A 16,779-nucleotide genomic window follows, 5' to 3' on the forward strand; every position below is an offset into this window, starting at 1 on the left:
TTTTCTGGGAGGTACGAAGACGATGAGCGACGCGAGCGAGTACCGGATCGAGCACGACTCCATGGGTGAGGTGCGGGTGCCCGCACACGCCAAGTGGCGGGCCCAGACGCAGCGGGCCGTGGAGAACTTCCCCATCTCGGGGCAGCGTCTGGAGCGGTCCCACATCGAGGCCCTGGCCCGGATCAAGGCGGCCGCCGCCCAGGTCAACGCCGAACTGGGTGTGCTCGACAAGGACATCGCGGGCGCGATCGCCGACGCCGCCGCGGAGGTCGCCGAGGGCCGCTGGGACGAGCACTTCCCGGTGGACGTTTTCCAGACAGGCTCCGGCACCTCGTCGAACATGAACACCAACGAGGTCATCGCGACGCTGGCCACCGAGCGCCTAGGCCGCGAGGTGCACCCCAACGACCATGTGAACGCCTCCCAGTCGTCCAACGATGTCTTCCCCTCCTCCATCCACATCGCGGCGACGGCGGCCGTGACGGGCGATCTGATCCCGGCGCTGGAGCATCTGGCGGCCTCGCTGGAGCGCAAGTCCGCCGAGTTCGCGGACGTCGTGAAGTCCGGTCGTACGCATCTGATGGACGCGACTCCCGTCACGCTGGGCCAGGAGTTCGGCGGCTATGCAGCGCAGATCCGGTACGGCGTGGAGCGGCTGACGGCCTCGCTGCCCCGGCTCGCCGAACTCCCCCTGGGCGGTACGGCGGTGGGCACCGGCATCAACACCCCGCCCGGTTTCTCGGCCGCGGTCATCGCCGAGGTCGCGCGCGCGACCGGGCTGCCGCTGACCGAGGCACGCGACCACTTCGAGGCGCAGGGCGCGCGGGACGGTCTGGTGGAGACGAGCGGTCAGCTCCGCACCATCGCGGTCTCGCTCACCAAGATCTCCAATGACCTGCGCTGGATGGCATCGGGCCCGCGTACTGGTCTCGCGGAGATCAACCTTCCCGACCTCCAGCCCGGCTCCTCGATCATGCCCGGCAAGGTCAACCCGGTGATCCCGGAGGCCGTGCTGATGGTCGCGGCCCAGGTGACCGGCAACGACGCCACGGTCGCGACCGCGGGCGCCGCGGGGAACTTCGAGCTGAACGTCATGCTCCCGGTCATCGCCAAGAACCTGCTGGAGTCGGTCAGGCTCCTCGCCAACGCCTCGCGTCTGCTGGCGGACCGTACCGTCGACGGCATCACGGCGAACGCCGAGCGGGCCCGGGAGTACGCCGAGTCCTCGCCGTCCGTGGTCACGCCGCTGAACAAGTACATCGGCTACGAGGAAGCGGCGAAGGTCGCCAAGAAGTCGCTGGCCGAACGGAAGACGATCCGTGAGGTCGTCCTCGAGTCCGGCTATGTGGAGCGTGGAGCGCTGACCCTGGAGCAGCTCGACGAGGCGCTCGACGTGCTGCGTATGACGCATCCGTGACGCGACGTCCGTGATCTGCGTCGCAGCAGGGCCCCGACCGTGCTCCTAAGATCTGCTCATGACAGGCACAGAACGCATCGCACGCTGGGCGCGCGGGGACCACATCCTCTGGCGCTATCGCGGCCATGCCCCGGACCTGTCGGGCGCCACCGTCCACATCTGCCGCCCCGTGACCGTCGTACAGGACACCGAAGAGCTGCTCGTGGTGTGGATGGCGCCGGGCACCGAGTGCGTGAGACCGGTACTCGCGGACGGCACGCCGGTCCACCAGGAGCCACTCGCGACCCGCTACACGGCCCCGCGCACCACCGCCCTGTCCCGCTGGTTCGGCACGGGCGTCCTGAAGCTGGCACGGCCCGGCGAGCCGTGGTCGGTCTGGCTGTTCTGGGAGCGCGGCTGGCGGTTCAAGAACTGGTACGTGAACCTCGAGGAGCCGCATACGCGCTGGGCGGGCGGCGTCGACTCCGAAGACCACTTCCTGGACATCGCGGTGAGGCCCGACCGCAGCTGGAGCTGGCTGGACGAGGACGAGTTCGACCAGGCCCAGCGGGTCGGCCTGATGGACGCGGAGAAGGCGCGAGGGGTACGTGAGGCGGGCGAGGCGGCCGTCGAGGCGATCCGGGCCTGGGGAGCCCCGTTCTCCGACGGCTGGGAGCGCTGGCGGCCGGACCCCGCGTGGCAGGTGCCCGAGCTGCCGGCGGACTGGGGGCGGACGGCCGCGGAGCTGGCCTCGTGAGCGCCCGGCGCGGGCGGTGAGCGAAGTGACTGATTCCGGCCCGGGAACCCGCTCCGGCGCATACGACCTCGTGAGACTCTTGATGCGCCCCCTGGGGGCAAACGTAGGATCGTCGTCCGCAAGGCTGCGCCGTTTCAGCAACCATTGAGCGCAGCACACGACCTGACCGTAAGTCATCTCAAAGTCACCGCTAGGGGGTGGAGCTGTGCCGGATGCCTGCCACCCTGTCGACGCCGCCCGCAGAGCGGGTATACCGCCTCACGAGGCGATTGCATCGCACAACCGGCCCGGACGGACGGAATCCCACGCGTGACGGAGCAGCCCACCTCCCACGAAGGCCGGCAGCCCCTGGCTGCCCGGCCGCAGGAACGCACCCGGCCGCGGGCGGAGGCGACCGGGCCCTCGGCCGTGCCCACGCCCGGGCCCTCGGCCGTGCCCGCGCCGTCCGGGCCCACGCAGGAGTTGGCGGGGACCGCGCGGCGGGAGGGGGACCGGCTGCGGTTCGTGGGGGCCGCGACGCGGCGGATCGCGCGCGGCATAGATCTGGACGAGATCGTGCTGGGGCTGTGCCGGGCCACCGTGCCGACCTTCTCCGACGCGATCCTCGTCTATCTGCGTGACCCGCTGCCGGTGGGCGACGAGCGTCCGGTCTCGCCGTTCGTGCTGCGGCTGCGCCGCACCGACCGGCTGCGTTTAGCCGGTGAGGACGCCGACTTCGGTGCCACCGTCCCGATCCCGGTCATCGACCCGCAGAACGACCTCACGCCGGCCGCCGAGCTGTGCGAGGTGCGTTCCGGCGGTGCGCTCTCCGAGGTGCTGCGCGGCGTGCGGCCCGTCTTCGGCGACTCCGCCGCCGCCCGGGCCGCGCTGCCCGAGCTGCTCGGCGACGGCCGGACCGTGCCGGGCGGCCATCGCGCGATACTGGCCCCGCTCCGCGGCAGGCGGCGCGTGATCGGTGCCGCGGTCTTCCTGCGCCGGCCCGACCGGCCCGCGTTCGAGCCCAACGACCTGCTGGTGGCAGCCCAGTTGGCGACGCACACCGCGCTCGGCATCGACAAGGCCGTGCTGTACGGCCGCGAGGCGTACATCGCCGACGAGCTGCAGCGCACCATGCTGCCGGACTCGCTGCCCCAGCCGACCGGCGTACGGCTCGCCAGCCGGTACCTCCCGGCCGCCGAGACCGCCCGCGTCGGCGGCGACTGGTACGACGCGATCCCGCTGCCGGGCAGCCGCGTGGCGCTCGTCGTCGGCGACGTCATGGGGCACTCCATGACCTCCGCCGCGATCATGGGCCAGCTGCGGACGACCGCGCAGACCCTCGCCGGGCTGGATCTTCCGCCGCAGGAGGTCCTGCACCATCTGGACGAGCAGGCCCAGCGGCTCGGCACCGACCGGATGGCGACCTGCATGTACGCCGTGTACGACCCCGTCGCGCACCGGATCACCATCGCCAACGCGGGCCACCCGCCGCCCATCCTGCTGCACCTGGGTGGCCGGGCCGAGGTGCTGCGCGTACCGCCCGGCGCGCCCATCGGGGTCGGCGGCGTGGACTTCGAGGCCGTCGAGCTGGACGCCCCGTCCGGCGCCACCCTGCTCCTTTACACCGACGGCCTGGTCGAGTCCCGGCTGCGGGACGTGTGGACCGGCATCGAGCAGCTGCGGGAGCGCCTGGCCGCCACCGCCCAGCTGACCGGTCCCGATCACTCGCCCCCGCTGGAGGCGCTCTGCGACGATGTGCTGGACATGCTCGGACCGGGCGACCGGGACGACGACATCGCGCTGCTCGCGGCCCGCTTCGACGGGATCGCACCGAGTGACGTCGCGTACTGGTACCTGGAGCCGGAGGACGCGGCCCCCGGCCGGGCCCGCAGACTGGCCCGCCGCGCACTCACCCGCTGGGGCCTGGAGGAGCTGAGCGACTCGGTGGAGCTGCTGGTCAGCGAGGTCGTGACCAATGCCGTGCGGTATGCCGAGCGTCCGGTGACCCTGCGGCTGCTGCGTACGGACGTGCTGCGCTGCGAGGTCGGCGACGACTCTCCGCAGCTGCCGAGGCAGCGGCGGGCAAGGGACACGGACGAGGGCGGACGCGGACTGTTCCTGGTGAACCGGCTGGCCAGACGGTGGGGAGCGACCCGGCTCTCGACCGGCAAGGTGGTCTGGTTCGAGCTACCCACCCGTACATAGCCCAAATCTGGACCCCGTCCAAGGTGTGGCCGCACAGCGACTACCCGCTGATCGAGGTCGGCCGGATGACGCTCAACAAGAACCCTGAGAACTACTTCATCCATATCGAGCAGGCCGCCTTCGAGCCGTCGAACCTGGTACCGGGCATCGGCCCGTCGCCGGACAAGATGCTGCTCGGCCGGCTCTTCTCGTATCCGGACACCCACCGCTACCGGATCGGTCCGAACTACGCCCAGCTGCCGCCCAACAGGGCGCGCTCGCAGGTGAATTCGTACGCGAAGGACGGCCCGATGCGGTACGAGCCCGGCGAACACGGCACGGCCCTACGCCCCGAACTCCTACGGCGGCCCGGCGGCCGACGTGGCGAACTTCGGCGACCCGGCGGGCTGGGCGGCCGCGGGCGAGATGGTGCGCGAGGCCTACAGGCTGCACCGCGAGGACGACGACTGGGGCCAGCCGGGCACCATGGTCCGCCAGGTCCTCGACGACGCCGCGCGTGACCGGCTGGTGTCGAACGTCAGCGGGCACCTGCTGCAGGGGGTGACCCGGCCGATCGTGGACCGGGCGCTGCAGTACTGGCGCAACATCGACAAGCAGCTGGGCGACCGTATCGCCAACAACGTGAACGGCGGCTGACAGCGGATACGACTGTGCCCGCGGACCCGGAAGCCGGGTGCCGCGGGCACAGTCATGTCGCGACGGCCATGCAGGGCGGCCATGGCATGCAGTTATGGCATTACGGCCTGAGGACGCCCTTGTCGCCGTCCGGCCCGCCCGGGCCGCCGTCGGTCGGATCGGTCGGCGGCGTGAAGGTCGGCTCACCCGTCGGCGTCTTGGTCGGTGTCTGCGTCGGATCGTCCGTCGGCGTCTCGGTGGGCGACTTCGTCGGAGTCTGGGTCGGAGTCTCCTCCGGCTCCCGGGTCGCCGTCGGAGAGGGCGTCTGGGTCGGGGTGTCCGACGGCGTCGGATCCGGCTCCGCGGTCGCGGTCTCGTCGACCTCCAGCTCGAACTCGGCGTCCGAGCCGCCGTCCAGCGCACCCGTCGTGTACTGCTTCCAGATCTTGGCCGGCACGCCACCGCCGTTGGCGCGGCCCGCGTTGACGGTGTCGGTCAGCGTGACCTGCCCGCCCTTGGGGTCCTCGCCGAACAGGGCGACGGCGGTGACGAGTTCGGGGGTGTAGCCCACGAACCACGCCGAGCGGTTGTTCTCCGAGGTACCGGTCTTGCCCGCCGCCTCGTACTGGCCGGCCGCGTTCTGGCCCGAGCCGCTCTTCACGACGCCCGTCATGGCCGCGGTGGTGGTGTCCGCCGCCTCACGGCTGATGACCTGGTCGCCGATCGGGTCCGCCGGGTCGGCCTCGCGGACCTGGTGCTCGGCGGACTTCACGATCGTCGGCGTGACCTTCTTGCCGTGGTTGTCGAGAGTCGCGTACACCGCGGCCATGTCCCAGGTGGAGGCGCCCATCGTGCCGAGCGACATCGCGGGCCTTTCCGGCCAGCCCTTGCCGTCCTTCATACCGAGGTCGAGTGCGGTCTTCTTCGCCTTCTCCGGGCTCACATCCACGATCATCTGCGCGAAGACGGAGTTGATCGAGCTGTTCGTGGCCCTCTGGACGGTGACCGGGCCGTAGTCCCGGTCGTCCTCGTTCTCCGGTGCGAAGGGGGTGTCGCTTCCCTCGACGGGCCGCTTGCTGGTGCCGTCGTAGGTGGTCTTGAGGCCGATCGGTTCGCCGTCCTGGGTCTTGGACCCGTTCTCCAGGGCGGAGGCGAGGACGACGGGCTTGAAGGTCGAGGCGGGCTGGTAGTCGCGGCGGGTGGCGTTGGACAGCCAGTGCTCGGTGGCGCCGATGCCGCCGTACAGCGCGACGACATGGCCGGTCTTCGGGTCGACGGAGGTCGCACCCGCCTGGACGGTCGCGTCGGCCTTGTCGCTCTTGCGCTCGAGCTTCTCCTCGAGCTGCTTGTCGACCGCCTTGACCAGCTGCTTCTGGCGCTTCTCGTCGATGTTGAGGGTGATCGTCCAGCCGCCGGCCTCGATCTCGTCCTCGCTGATGCCCTGGCGTTCCAGCTCGGCGTTGGCCGCGTCGACGAGGTAGCCGGTCTGGCCGCCCATGCCGGGGGCCGCCTTCGGGGCCTTGGGCAAGGGGAACTTCAGGGCGCCGCGCTTGCCGGAGTCGAGCCAGTTCTCCTCGACCATGTTGTCGAGTACGTAGTTCCAGCGGTCGGTGACCAGCTTCTTGCCGGTGTCGGAGGCGACCGCCCAGTCGTACTGGCTGGGGGCCTGGAGGAGGGAGGCGAGGTACGCGCCCTGGGCGACGGTCAGCTTGGACGCGTCGACGCGGTAGTACGCCTGGGCCGCCGCCTGGATTCCGTACGCACCGCGCCCGTAGTAACTGGTGTTGATGTACCCGGCGAGGATTTCGCTCTTTTCCTTCTTCTGGTCCACCTTGAGCGAGATCACCAGCTCTTTGAGCTTGCGGGTGACCGTCTGGTCCTGGTCGAGGTAGTAGTTCTTGACGTACTGCTGCGTGATCGTCGAGCCGCCCTGCTTGCCCTTGCCGGTGAGGGTGTTCATCAGGCCGCGGGCGGTGCCCTTGAAGTCGACTCCGGAGTCCTTGAAGAAGGTCTTGTTCTCGGCGGCAACGAAGGTGTACTGGACGTCCTTCGGGATCTGCTCGAGCCCGACGATCTCTCGGTTGACAGTGCCGGTGCGGGTGAGGATCTTGCCGTCGCTGTACTTGTAGACGTTGCTCTGCATCTCGGCCTGGGCGTTGGCCGTGGGCACCGGCACGATCAGATAGATCACGAAGAACGCGCCCATCGCCAGCAGGCAGAAGCCGAAGAAGGCGCCCAGCAGCTTCCTCCAGGTGAAGAACCGCCGTATGCCCGTGGGCCCCGCCTTCTTCGCCCGGCGCGCCCCACTCTGCCGGGCCCGTCGTGCTTCCGCTCGGCCCATCGCTTCGTTGCTCCGCTCTCACTACTCGGTCTGCTCGGTCTCAGATCAGCTCAGAAAGCTAACACCGCTGGTACGGACAAAGGGCCACTCATCCGGTCTTTTCCGGACGTGACAATGAGCACCCCGTCTCAAGGAACCGACTCATGAGAGGCACACAGGGTTGCGACGGAAGTTAAAGTGATAGCAGAATGATTGCATCGTCGGCGAGGGTCGCCGACTGCTGCCGGACTGCCGAAAACGGGGAGCGATCATGCCTGCCACCAGCACGACAACCACGGACGACCTGCCGGAGATGCCCGCGCCGCAGGTCCGTGAAATTCCGGCACACAGCATCGGCGGGGGCCTCGCGCTACTGCTGGGCCTACTCGGCCTCGCCGCGGGGGTGTTGCTCATCGTCGTCGGGGCGACGGCCGGCTCGACCGGCACGAAGGCCGCTCTCATAGTGATCGGCATCCTGGCCGCGATCGCGGCCTTCTTCGCGATGTGCGGGCTGAACATGGTCGCGCCGGGCGAGGCGCGGGTGGTCCAGCTCTTCGGCCGCTACCGGGGCACGATCCGTACGGACGGCCTGCGCTGGGTCAACCCGCTCACCTCGCGGGTCAAGATCTCGACGCGGGTGCGGAACCACGAGACCGCCGTGCTCAAGGTGAACGACGCGTACGGAAACCCGATCGAGCTGGCGGCGGTGGTGGTGTGGAAGGTGGAGGACACCGCGCAGGCGATGTTCGAGGTGGACGACTTCCTGGAGTTCGTCTCCACGCAGACGGAGGCGGCCGTACGGCACATCGCCATCGAGTACCCCTACGACGCGCACGACGAGGACGGCCTGTCGCTGCGCGGCAACGCGGAGGAGATCACCGAGAAGCTGGCGGTGGAACTGCACGCGCGGGTCGAGGCGGCGGGCGTCCACATCATCGAGTCCCGCTTCACGCATCTCGCGTACGCGCCGGAGATCGCCTCCGCGATGCTGCAGCGCCAGCAGGCGGGCGCGGTGGTCGCGGCACGGCGGCAGATCGTGGACGGCGCGGTGGGGATGGTCGAGGCGGCGCTGGTCCGGATCCAGGAGCAGGACATCGTGGAGCTGGACGCGGAGCGGAAGGCGGCGATGGTGTCGAACCTGATGGTGGTGCTGTGTGGTGACCGCGCGGCGCAGCCGGTCCTCAACACGGGCACGCTCTACCAGTGACGCCCCCCGAGCGGAAGCAGGTGCTGCTGCGGCTGGACCCTGCGGTGTACGAGGCGCTGGCGCGCTGGGCGTCCGACGAGCTGCGCAGCGCGAACGCGCAGATCGAATTCATCCTCCGCCGCGCCCTGTCGGACGCGGGCCGCTTGCCGGGCACGGTGCGCCCGATCCCGCGGCGGGGCCGCCCCCCGAAGCCACCGGAGGAGGGGTAGTCCCTGGGGCTTCGCCCCAGGGCCCCCGTACGCGGCCTTCGGCCTCGTGTCCTCGGTCTCCCCCAGACTTCGTCCGGGGGACCCCCAACGGGCTTGATTTCAAGCCCCGTCGGCGATTGAGGCGCGGGGTCCGGGGCAGAGCCCCCCGGTATACACTCCGAGTATACGCACGGTGTAGAGTGCGCTCATGTCCATCGGTCACACCCTCCTCGGGCTCCTCGAATCCGGCCCACGCCACGGCTACGACCTCAAGCGGGCCTTCGACGAAAAGTTCGGCCACGACCGGCCCCTCCACTACGGGCAGGTCTACTCCACCATGTCCCGCCTCCTCAAGAACGGCCTCGTCGAGGTCGACGGCATAGAGGCCGGCGGCGGGCCCGAGCGCAAGCGGTACGCCATTACCGACGCCGGGATCACCGACGTGTCGCAGTGGCTCGCGCAGCCCGAAAAGCCCGAGCCGTATCTTCAGTCGACCCTCTACACCAAGGTCGTCCTCGCCCTGCTCACCGGCCGCAGTGCCGCCGATCTGCTCGATTCGCAGCGGGCCGAGCATCTGCGGCTCATGCGCATCCTCACCGACCGCAAGCGCCGCGGCGATCTCGCCGATCAGCTCATCTGCGACCACGCCCTCTTCCATCTCGAAGCTGATCTGCGCTGGCTGGAACTGACCGCCGCCCGCCTCGACCAGCTCGCCAAGGCGGTGCGCGGATGACCCCCGCAGGCTCCCTCCTCGTCGCGGGCGATCTGCACAAGGCGTACGGCCCGACCCCCGCACTCGACGGCGCATCGTTCTCCATCCACCCCGGCGAGGTCGTCGCGGTCATGGGGCCGTCCGGCTCCGGCAAGTCGACCCTCCTCCACTGCCTCGCCGGGATCGTCCGGCCCGACTCGGGATCCATCCGGTACGGCGGGCGCGAGCTCACCGAGATGTCGGACGCCGAGCGCAGCACCCTGCGCCGTACCGAGTTCGGGTTCGTGTTCCAGTTCGGGCAGCTCGTACCGGAGTTGAGCTGTACGGAGAATGTGGCGCTGCCCCTCCGGCTCACCGGCGTCAAGCGCAAGGCCGCCGAGCGCACCGCCCAGGAGTGGATGGAGCGGCTCGAGGTCGCCGACGTCGGCCAGAAGCGGCCCGGCGAGGTCTCCGGCGGACAGGGCCAGCGGGTCGCCGTCGCCCGGGCGCTGGTCACATCGCCGCGGGTGATCTTCGCGGACGAGCCGACCGGCGCGCTGGACTCCCTCAACGGCGAGCGCGTGATGGAGCTGCTCACCGACGCGGCCCGGGACACCAATGCCGCGGTCGTCCTGGTGACGCACGAGGCCCGGGTGGCCGCGTACTCCGACCGCGAAGTCATCGTCCGCGACGGCAAGGTGCGCGACATGGCGGGCGTGGCATGAGCGGCGGCGCCACCTGGATACGGGATCTCACCCTGGGCGCCCGGTTCGCCGTCACCGGCGGCCGGCGCGGTTGGACCCGTACGATCCTCACCGCCATCGGCGTCGGCCTGGGCGTCTCCCTGCTGCTGGTCGCCGCGTCCGTGCCGCATCTCATCGAGAGCCGCGACACCCGCGAAGCGGACCGCACGGTCACCTTCAACGACGAGGTGAAGCGTTCCGAGCGCTCGTTCCTCTTCGCCCAGACCAGCACGCTCTACCGCTCGGACACCGTCAACGGCGCCGTGTTCCGGCCCGACGGCAGCGACGCCCCGGCGCCGCCCGGCCTCGCGAAGCTGCCGGGCCCCGGCGAGATGGCTGTCTCTCCCGCACTCGCCGACCTGCTCAGCTCCCCCGAAGGAGCGCTGCTGAAGGACCGGCTGCCGTACCGGGTCACCGCCACCATCGGGGACCGCGGCCTAATCGGCCCCGGTGAGTTGTTCTACTACGCAGGCAGTTCCACCCTCTCCCCGGCGGCGGCCAACTGGCGCGCGGACGGCTACGGCGGCAACCAGGGCAAGGGCGACCCGATGAGCGCGGTGCTCCTGCTCATCATCGTGATGGCCTGTGTGGCCCTGCTCCTGCCGGTGGCCGTGTTCATCGCCACCGCCGTGCGGTTCGGCGGCGAGCAGCGCGACCGGCGGCTCGCCGCGCTCCGGCTGGTCGGCTCCGACCAGGCGATGACACGACGGATCGCGGCCGGCGAGTCACTGTGCGGCGCGCTGCTCGGGCTGGTCGCGGGCGCCGGATTCCTGGCGCTGATACGGCAGTTCATCGGCTCGGTGACCATCTGGAACGTCAACGCCTTCCCCTCCGACATCGTGCCGAGCCCGGTGCTGACCGCGTTGATCGCCGTCGCCGTGCCGGCCTCCGCGATCGGGGTCACCCTCTTCACGCTGCGTGGTGTGACGATCGAGCCGCTCGGTGTTGTACGGAACACCGTTCCGCGGCGCCGCCGGCTGTGGTGGCGGCTGCTGATGCCGGCCGCCGGTCTCGCCCTGCTGCTGCCCCAGTCGGGCCGGGTCGGCCTGGCGGACACCGAGATCGCCACCTATCAGATCGCCGGCGGCGCGCTGCTGGTGCTGACCGGGGTCACCGCGCTGCTGCCGTGGCTGGTGGAGGCAGTGGTCGGCCGGCTGCGCGGCGGGCCCGTGCCCTGGCAACTGGCCATACGGCGGCTCCAGCTGAGCAGCGGAACGGCGGCCCGTGCGGTGAGCGGCATCGTCGTCGCGGCGGCCGGCGCCATCGCGCTGCAGATGCTCTTCAGCTCCGTGCAGAGCGACTTCATGAAGCCGACCGGTATGGACGCGGCCCGCGCCCAGCTCGAGACCAGCGCGAAGGCCACGGACGGCTCCGTGGCGCGCAGGATGATCGAGAAGTACTCGGCGACCAAGGGCGTCTCCAGCGTGATCGGGATGATCCAGGCGTCCGTCGACCGGCCGGGACCGATACGCAAGGGCGAGGGCTTCATCCCCAGCACCCAGATCACTGTCGCCGACTGCCCGTCGCTGCGGGAGCTGGCGAAGCTGCCCTCCTGCAAGGACGGCGACGTCTTCATCGCCCGTACGCACGGCAATCAGGGACCGCCGGACGAATTTCTCGCCGAGACCGCCCGGCCCGGCGCCCAGGTCAACCTCAACTCGGAGCAGTTCGGCCCGGGAGGCGAGGCGAAGACGACCAAGCCGGTGCTGTGGCGTATCCCCGCATCCACCAGGACGGTGGACTCGCGTACCGACCCGGTGGGGCAGGTCTCCTTCGGCGTCATGGCGACGCCGTCCACCATCGATGTGTCGAAACTGGTGAGCCCGACGGCCAAGGCGATGATCCGGCTCGACCCGGACGTGCCTGAGGCCGCCGAGTACGCCCGTAACAGCGCGGCCGCCATCGATCCGCTGACCAGCGTCCTCACGCTGCAGAATTTCGAGCGTGACAGGCAGTTCTCCAGCGTGCGCACCGGCTTGTTCGTCGGCGCGACCGCGACGATGCTGCTGATCGCCGCGTCGATGCTCGTCTCCACTCTGGAGCAGCTCCGCGACCGCAAGCGGCTGCTGTCGGTGCTGGTCGCCTTCGGCACCCGGCGCGCCACTCTGAGCTGGTCGGTGCTGTGGCAGACGGCCGTGCCGATCGTGCTGGGTCTCGCCCTCGCGGTCACGGGCGGCATCGGGCTCGGTCTTGTCCTGCTGAAGCTGGTCGACAAGCAGGTCGCCGACTGGTGGGCCTTCCTGCCGATCACCGGGGTCGGGGCCGCGCTGATCCTGCTGGTGACGGTGCTCAGCCTGCCGCCGCTGTGGCACATGATGCGCCCGGACGGGCTGCGTACGGAGTAGTCGGCGCAGCGCCGTATGGTCAGCGCACCACTCGTACGGGCAGCGCTCGCATCGCGTCCCGCAGCGCCTGTGCGAACTCCTCGAACTCGCCCTGGCGTGCCGCACCCGCGCGCATCGCCAGGGCGATCCGGCGAGCGGGGGCCGGCTCGGCGAAGTACCCGGTCTGCAGCCGCCCGCCCCGGCCGGTCTCCACCTCTACCGCGGTACGCGGCAGCAGCGTCACGCCGAGCCCGCCCGCGACCAGCTGCACCAGGGTCGACAGACCGGCGGCGGTGGTGGTCACCGGGGCGCCTTCGGTACGGCCCGCCTCCCGGCAGATGTCCAGTGCCTGGTCACGCAGGCAGTGGCCCTCGTCGAGCAGCAGCAGGTGCAGCTCGCGCAGTGCCTCGCGGGGGATGTCCTGGCGGCCGCCCAGCCAGTGGTCGTCGGGCGTGACCAGGACGAAGTCCTCGTCGAAGAGCGGCAGCTCGGTGACGCCCGGCACTCCGAGCGGCACGGCGAGCAGCAGCAGATCAAGACGCCCGCCTGCCAGCCCGTCCAGCAGCGACGACGTCTGCTCCTCGTGGACCTGGAGGTCGAGATCTGGGTACGTGTCGTGCACCAGCCGCAGCACGGTCGGCAGCAGATACGGCGCGACGGTCGGGATCACGCCGAGCCGGAGGATCCCGGTGAAGGGGGCCCGTACCGCATCGGCCTCCTCCAGCAGCTCGCCGACCGCGTCCAGCACCGCCTTGGCCCGCACCGCGAGCCGCTCGCCGGCCGGGGAGAGCAGCACCTTACGGGTCGTACGCTCCAGGAGCTGGACACCGAGTGTTTCCTCCAGCGCCGATACGGCACCGGAGAGCGCGGGCTGACTCATCCCGATTGCGGTCGCCGCGTCCCGGAAGTGCAGATGCTCGGCGACGGCGGCGAAGGCGCGCAGCTGAGCGAGGCTGGGCTGTTTACCCCTGTTTGGCTGGGACACTGATAAGTACCTCCGATCACGATGACCGAGTCTAGCTATTTCCGTGATCAATGCACTCTGTGCCAGTATCAAGATCTGTCCAACCCCCGGAAGACTCCAAAAAGGGACTTCCTATATGCAAGGAGAGCGCGTGCTCACTGTCGGTGACCAGTTCCCCACGTTCGAACTGACCGCCTGCGTCTCGATGGAGAGTGGCAAGGAGTTCGCGGAGATCACCCACAAGTCCTACGAGGGCAAGTGGAAGGTCGTCTTCGCGTGGCCCAAGGACTTCACCTTCGTCTGCCCCACCGAGATAGCGGCCTTCGGCAAGCTGAACGAAGAGTTCGCCGACCGTGACGCCCAGATCCTCGGTTTCTCGGGCGACTCCGAGTTCGTCCACCACGCCTGGCGCAAGGACCACGCCGACCTGCGTGACCTGCCTTTCCCGATGATGGCCGACTCCAAGCACGAGCTGATGCGCGACCTCGGGATCGAGGGCGAGGACGGCTTCGCGCAGCGCGCCGTCTTCATCGTCGACCCGAACAACGAGATCCAGTTCTCCATGGTGACCGCCGGCTCCGTCGGCCGTAACCCCAAGGAGGTCCTGCGGGTGCTCGACGCCCTGCAGACCGACGAGCTGTGCCCGTGCAACTGGAACAAGGGCGAGAACACCCTGGACGCGGTCGCGCTCCTGTCGGGCGAGTGATCCGGAATGTCCCTCGATGAACTCAAGTCCGCGGTACCGGACTTCGCCAAGGACCTGAAGCTGAACCTCGGTTCGGTGATCGGCAACAGCGAGCTGCCGCAGCAGCAGCTCTGGGGCACCGTCCTGGCCTGCGCGATCGCCTCGCGCTCGCCGAAGGTGCTGCGCGAGCTGGAGCCCGAGGCCAAGGCCAACCTCTCCCCCGAGGCGTACACCGCCGCCAAGTCGGCCGCCGCCGTCATGGCGATGAACAACGTCTTCTACCGGACCCGGCACCTGCTGTCGGACCCGGAGTACGGGACGCTGCGCGCCGGTCTGCGGATGAACGTCATCGGCAACCCGGGCGTGGAGAAGGTCGACTTCGAGCTGTGGTCGCTCGCCGTCTCCGCCATCAACGGCTGCGGCCAGTGCCTCGACTCGCACGAGCAGGTGCTCCGCAAGGCCGGCGTGGACCGCGAGACGATCCAGGAGGCCTTCAAAATCGCCGCGGTGATCCAGGCGGTCGGTACGACCCTGGACGCGGAAGCCGCCCTGGCCGAGTAGTCCACGTACCCAGGCGTTCGAAGGGCCCCGCCGACGTGATCGTCGGCGGGGCCCTTTGCGTTCACCCGTCCGGGCGCACAGTTGCGCACCGGACACGGAGCGGCGTACCGGCCTACGATGATTTCTCTCGACACCAGCCATGAGGAGGCGCCATGTCTGCCGCAGCAGTCGAGCACCACATGCCTTGCGACGACGACGAGCCGCCGACCCTGCTCGAAACAGCCAACCAGCTCATGGAGCAGAACCCCGGCTACCGCGTCGAGATCATCGGAGGCGTCATCACTGTGGCCCCACCAGCAGACGGCCGTCACGCCAACGCACTGACCACCCTCATGATCCCCTTCCTTGCGGCAGGCCTGCACGGCGAGGAGACCAGGGTGCTTCAGGCCATCGGTCTCTGGCTGCCGACCGGGCCGGAGGACTACGCGATCCCCGACCTCGTCGTGGTGGACGCCGATCTCGACGAGCACCTCATCGAGAACAACTGCTACGACCCGGCCTGCTTCCGCATCGCGCTGGAAGTCACCTCCAGCAACTACAACAACGACCTCAAGAACAAGGTCGCCGCATACGCCGAGGCAGCCATCCCGGTCTACATGATCGTCGACCGCAAGAATGACCGTGTTCACCTGCTGACGGATCCTGTCCCCGGCGAGTCCACGTACGAGAACCACACGCTCCACGCGCGGGGCCACCAGGTCACCCTGCCCGACTCCATCGGCGCCAAGGTCACCCTCGACGTCACGGCACTTCTACAGGCCGGCGAGCGCAAAGCCCGGGCAGCTACTCCTACTGACTCGTCGGACTCGCCGGCGCCGGAGTAGGCGCGACCTCGACCGCCGGCGCCCCGGGGGGCGGCGTGCTCCGCAGGGCCTGCTCCTTGCCGTACGCGCGCAGATAGCCGACGACCGTATTGGTCACCGCCACCAGCGGCACCGCCACCACCGCGCCACCGATCCCGGCGGTCAGCCCGCCCGCCGCGACGGCGAGGACGACGGCGAGGGGATGCACCCGTACCGCGCGGCCCAGGATGAAGGGCTGCAGCACATGGCCCTCGAGCTGCTGTACGGCCAGGACGACGATCAGCACCATCAGAGCGGTGAACACGCCCTGCGTGACCAGCGCGACGACGACCGCGAGCGCGCCCGAGACGACCGCGCCGACCAGCGGGATGAAGGCGAACAGGAAGATGAAGACGGCGAGCGGCACGGCCATCGGGACATCGAGGAAGTAGATGCCGAGGCCGATGAAGATCGCGTCAATGAGAGCCACTATCACCGTGCCGCGCACATAGGCCGTCAGCGTGCGCCAGGCACGCGGCCCGGCTCCGGCGACTCCCTCACGCGCCTGCGCCGGGACCAGCTTGAGCACCCACTCCCAGATGCGCTTCCCGTCGTACAGCAGGAAGAGCGTGGAGAACATCGCCAGCAGAATCCCGGTGAGTATCTCGACCATCACCGTCACGCCCTGCAGACCGGCCGAGGTGATCTCCTCGGTGTTGGTCCCGATGGTGTCGCTGAGGTTCTTCGCTATGTCGTTGATCTGGGACTCGGTGACATGGAAGGGGCTGTCGAGCAGCCAGCGCTTGAGCTCCTCGATACCGTCCCTGACCCGGTCGGAGAGATTGTCGAGGTTGTCCATGACCTGCCAGACCACGAACCAGCCGACCAGGCCCATGATGACGAAGCCGGCGATCGCGGTGACCGCGGTGGCGAGCCCGCGCGGCAGGCCGAGGTTCTTCAACCGGGCCACGGTGGGCTGAAGCATCGCGGTGACGAGCAGAGCGGCTACGAAGGCGAGGACCACCAGCTGTACGGCGCTGATGATGCGCATCAACACCCAGAGCGTGCCTGCCAGTACGAGCAGCCGCCAGCCGGCCTCGGCCGCGACGCGGATGCCCCAGGGGATCGCGACGACCGGGTCGGGCCTGGCCGCGACCGTGGGCGCGTACGCGGGCGGCGGCGGGACGCTGTCCCGGGCGGGCATGACGTCATCGGGCACATCGGACAACTCGTCCGCCGCGGCCTCACGGCGCTCGTCCAGGCGTTCCGAGAACCGGGTCAGACCGGCGCCCAGCCCGGCGAGCCATCCTGGCAGTGTCGACATGATCTTTCCTCTTCCCCCCACCACTCCCCCCGGGAGCT

Annotated in this window: 14 protein-coding genes and 1 pseudogene; 12 read left to right on the forward strand and 3 right to left on the reverse strand. The window is 69.6% G+C overall.

Annotated features, from left to right (window positions below; genetic code table 11):
• Positions 1-22: 22 nt before the first annotated feature.
• The 4 genes and pseudogenes from ACZ3H8_RS07850 to ACZ3H8_RS07865 all read left to right on the forward strand — a co-directional run.
• A complete protein-coding gene (locus ACZ3H8_RS07850; protein ID WP_467398790.1) occupies positions 23-1,417 on the forward strand; it encodes a class II fumarate hydratase in 1,395 nt (464 codons plus the stop codon).
• 58 nt (positions 1,418-1,475) lie between these two features.
• The gene (gene fomD, locus ACZ3H8_RS07855) at positions 1,476-2,153 is read left to right on the forward strand and encodes a cytidylyl-2-hydroxypropylphosphonate hydrolase (protein WP_467398792.1); all 678 of its coding nucleotides are present in this window, start codon (positions 1,476-1,478) and stop codon (positions 2,151-2,153) included.
• Between the two features lie 309 nt (positions 2,154-2,462).
• The gene (locus ACZ3H8_RS07860) at positions 2,463-4,337 is read left to right on the forward strand and encodes a SpoIIE family protein phosphatase (protein WP_467398795.1); all 1,875 of its coding nucleotides are present in this window, start codon (positions 2,463-2,465) and stop codon (positions 4,335-4,337) included.
• A 17-nt stretch (positions 4,338-4,354) separates the two neighbouring features.
• Positions 4,355-4,973 (forward strand): annotated as a pseudogene (locus ACZ3H8_RS07865) (catalase); the annotation flags it as partial.
• 100 nt (positions 4,974-5,073) lie between these two features.
• On the opposite strand, the gene ACZ3H8_RS07870 reads toward ACZ3H8_RS07865, so the two are convergent.
• A complete protein-coding gene (locus tag ACZ3H8_RS07870) occupies positions 5,074-7,293 on the reverse strand; it encodes a transglycosylase domain-containing protein (RefSeq protein WP_467398797.1) in 2,220 nt (739 codons plus the stop codon).
• A 250-nt stretch (positions 7,294-7,543) separates the two neighbouring features.
• Between ACZ3H8_RS07870 and ACZ3H8_RS07875 the strand changes: the two genes are divergently transcribed.
• From ACZ3H8_RS07875 to ACZ3H8_RS07895, 5 genes are all read left to right on the forward strand, one after another.
• Positions 7,544-8,479, forward strand: coding sequence for an SPFH domain-containing protein (locus ACZ3H8_RS07875; RefSeq protein ID WP_467398800.1), 936 nt, complete (start codon positions 7,544-7,546; stop codon positions 8,477-8,479).
• Positions 8,476-8,688 (forward strand): hypothetical protein, encoded by a 213-nt coding sequence (locus tag ACZ3H8_RS07880; protein WP_398983591.1) that lies wholly within the window; start codon positions 8,476-8,478, stop codon positions 8,686-8,688. The genes ACZ3H8_RS07875 and ACZ3H8_RS07880 overlap by 4 nt, the downstream gene beginning before the upstream one ends.
• Positions 8,689-8,875: 187 nt before the next feature.
• Entirely contained in the window at positions 8,876-9,400 is a 525-nt protein-coding gene (locus ACZ3H8_RS07885) for a PadR family transcriptional regulator (protein WP_307661375.1), read from the forward strand.
• A complete protein-coding gene (locus tag ACZ3H8_RS07890; protein ID WP_467398804.1) occupies positions 9,397-10,083 on the forward strand; it encodes an ABC transporter ATP-binding protein in 687 nt (228 codons plus the stop codon). The genes ACZ3H8_RS07885 and ACZ3H8_RS07890 overlap by 4 nt, the downstream gene beginning before the upstream one ends.
• Entirely contained in the window at positions 10,080-12,446 is a 2,367-nt protein-coding gene (locus ACZ3H8_RS07895; protein ID WP_467398807.1) for an ABC transporter permease, read from the forward strand. The genes ACZ3H8_RS07890 and ACZ3H8_RS07895 overlap by 4 nt, the downstream gene beginning before the upstream one ends.
• A gap of 19 nt (positions 12,447-12,465) precedes the next feature.
• Here the strand turns inward: ACZ3H8_RS07895 and ACZ3H8_RS07900 are convergent, their stop codons facing one another.
• Positions 12,466-13,410, reverse strand: coding sequence for a LysR substrate-binding domain-containing protein (locus ACZ3H8_RS07900; RefSeq protein WP_467398809.1), 945 nt, complete (start codon positions 13,408-13,410; stop codon positions 12,466-12,468).
• A 130-nt stretch (positions 13,411-13,540) separates the two neighbouring features.
• Between ACZ3H8_RS07900 and ACZ3H8_RS07905 the strand changes: the two genes are divergently transcribed.
• From ACZ3H8_RS07905 to ACZ3H8_RS07915, 3 genes are all read left to right on the forward strand, one after another.
• Positions 13,541-14,095: a peroxiredoxin gene (locus tag ACZ3H8_RS07905; RefSeq protein ID WP_467398812.1), complete on the forward strand. Its 555-nt coding sequence runs from the start codon at positions 13,541-13,543 to the stop codon at positions 14,093-14,095.
• 6 nt (positions 14,096-14,101) lie between these two features.
• Positions 14,102-14,635: an alkyl hydroperoxide reductase gene (locus ACZ3H8_RS07910; RefSeq protein WP_307661380.1), complete on the forward strand. Its 534-nt coding sequence runs from the start codon at positions 14,102-14,104 to the stop codon at positions 14,633-14,635.
• A gap of 152 nt (positions 14,636-14,787) precedes the next feature.
• The gene (locus ACZ3H8_RS07915; protein ID WP_467398815.1) at positions 14,788-15,459 is read left to right on the forward strand and encodes a Uma2 family endonuclease; all 672 of its coding nucleotides are present in this window, start codon (positions 14,788-14,790) and stop codon (positions 15,457-15,459) included.
• On the opposite strand, the gene ACZ3H8_RS07920 is transcribed toward ACZ3H8_RS07915, so the two are convergent.
• A complete protein-coding gene (locus tag ACZ3H8_RS07920; RefSeq protein ID WP_467398817.1) occupies positions 15,425-16,741 on the reverse strand; it encodes an AI-2E family transporter in 1,317 nt (438 codons plus the stop codon). The two genes, ACZ3H8_RS07915 and ACZ3H8_RS07920, sit on opposite strands and share 35 nt — an antisense overlap.
• Positions 16,742-16,779: the final 38 nt, after the last annotated feature.

The organism is Streptomyces sp. NPDC002868 (genome assembly GCF_055563295.1).

Coding starts and splice junctions, on each gene's coding strand:
- ACZ3H8_RS07850 (WP_467398790.1), top strand. CDS start 23: ATGAGCGACGCGAGCGAGTACCGGATCGAGCACGACTCCATGGGTGAG.
- fomD (WP_467398792.1), top strand. CDS start 1,476: ATGACAGGCACAGAACGCATCGCACGCTGGGCGCGCGGGGACCACATC.
- ACZ3H8_RS07870 (WP_467398797.1), bottom strand. CDS start 7,293: ATGGGCCGAGCGGAAGCACGACGGGCCCGGCAGAGTGGGGCGCGCCGG.
- ACZ3H8_RS07875 (WP_467398800.1), top strand. CDS start 7,544: ATGCCTGCCACCAGCACGACAACCACGGACGACCTGCCGGAGATGCCC.
- ACZ3H8_RS07885 (WP_307661375.1), top strand. CDS start 8,876: ATGTCCATCGGTCACACCCTCCTCGGGCTCCTCGAATCCGGCCCACGC.
- ACZ3H8_RS07890 (WP_467398804.1), top strand. CDS start 9,397: ATGACCCCCGCAGGCTCCCTCCTCGTCGCGGGCGATCTGCACAAGGCG.
- ACZ3H8_RS07895 (WP_467398807.1), top strand. CDS start 10,080: ATGAGCGGCGGCGCCACCTGGATACGGGATCTCACCCTGGGCGCCCGG.
- ACZ3H8_RS07910 (WP_307661380.1), top strand. CDS start 14,102: ATGTCCCTCGATGAACTCAAGTCCGCGGTACCGGACTTCGCCAAGGAC.
- ACZ3H8_RS07915 (WP_467398815.1), top strand. CDS start 14,788: ATGTCTGCCGCAGCAGTCGAGCACCACATGCCTTGCGACGACGACGAG.
- ACZ3H8_RS07920 (WP_467398817.1), bottom strand. CDS start 16,741: ATGTCGACACTGCCAGGATGGCTCGCCGGGCTGGGCGCCGGTCTGACC.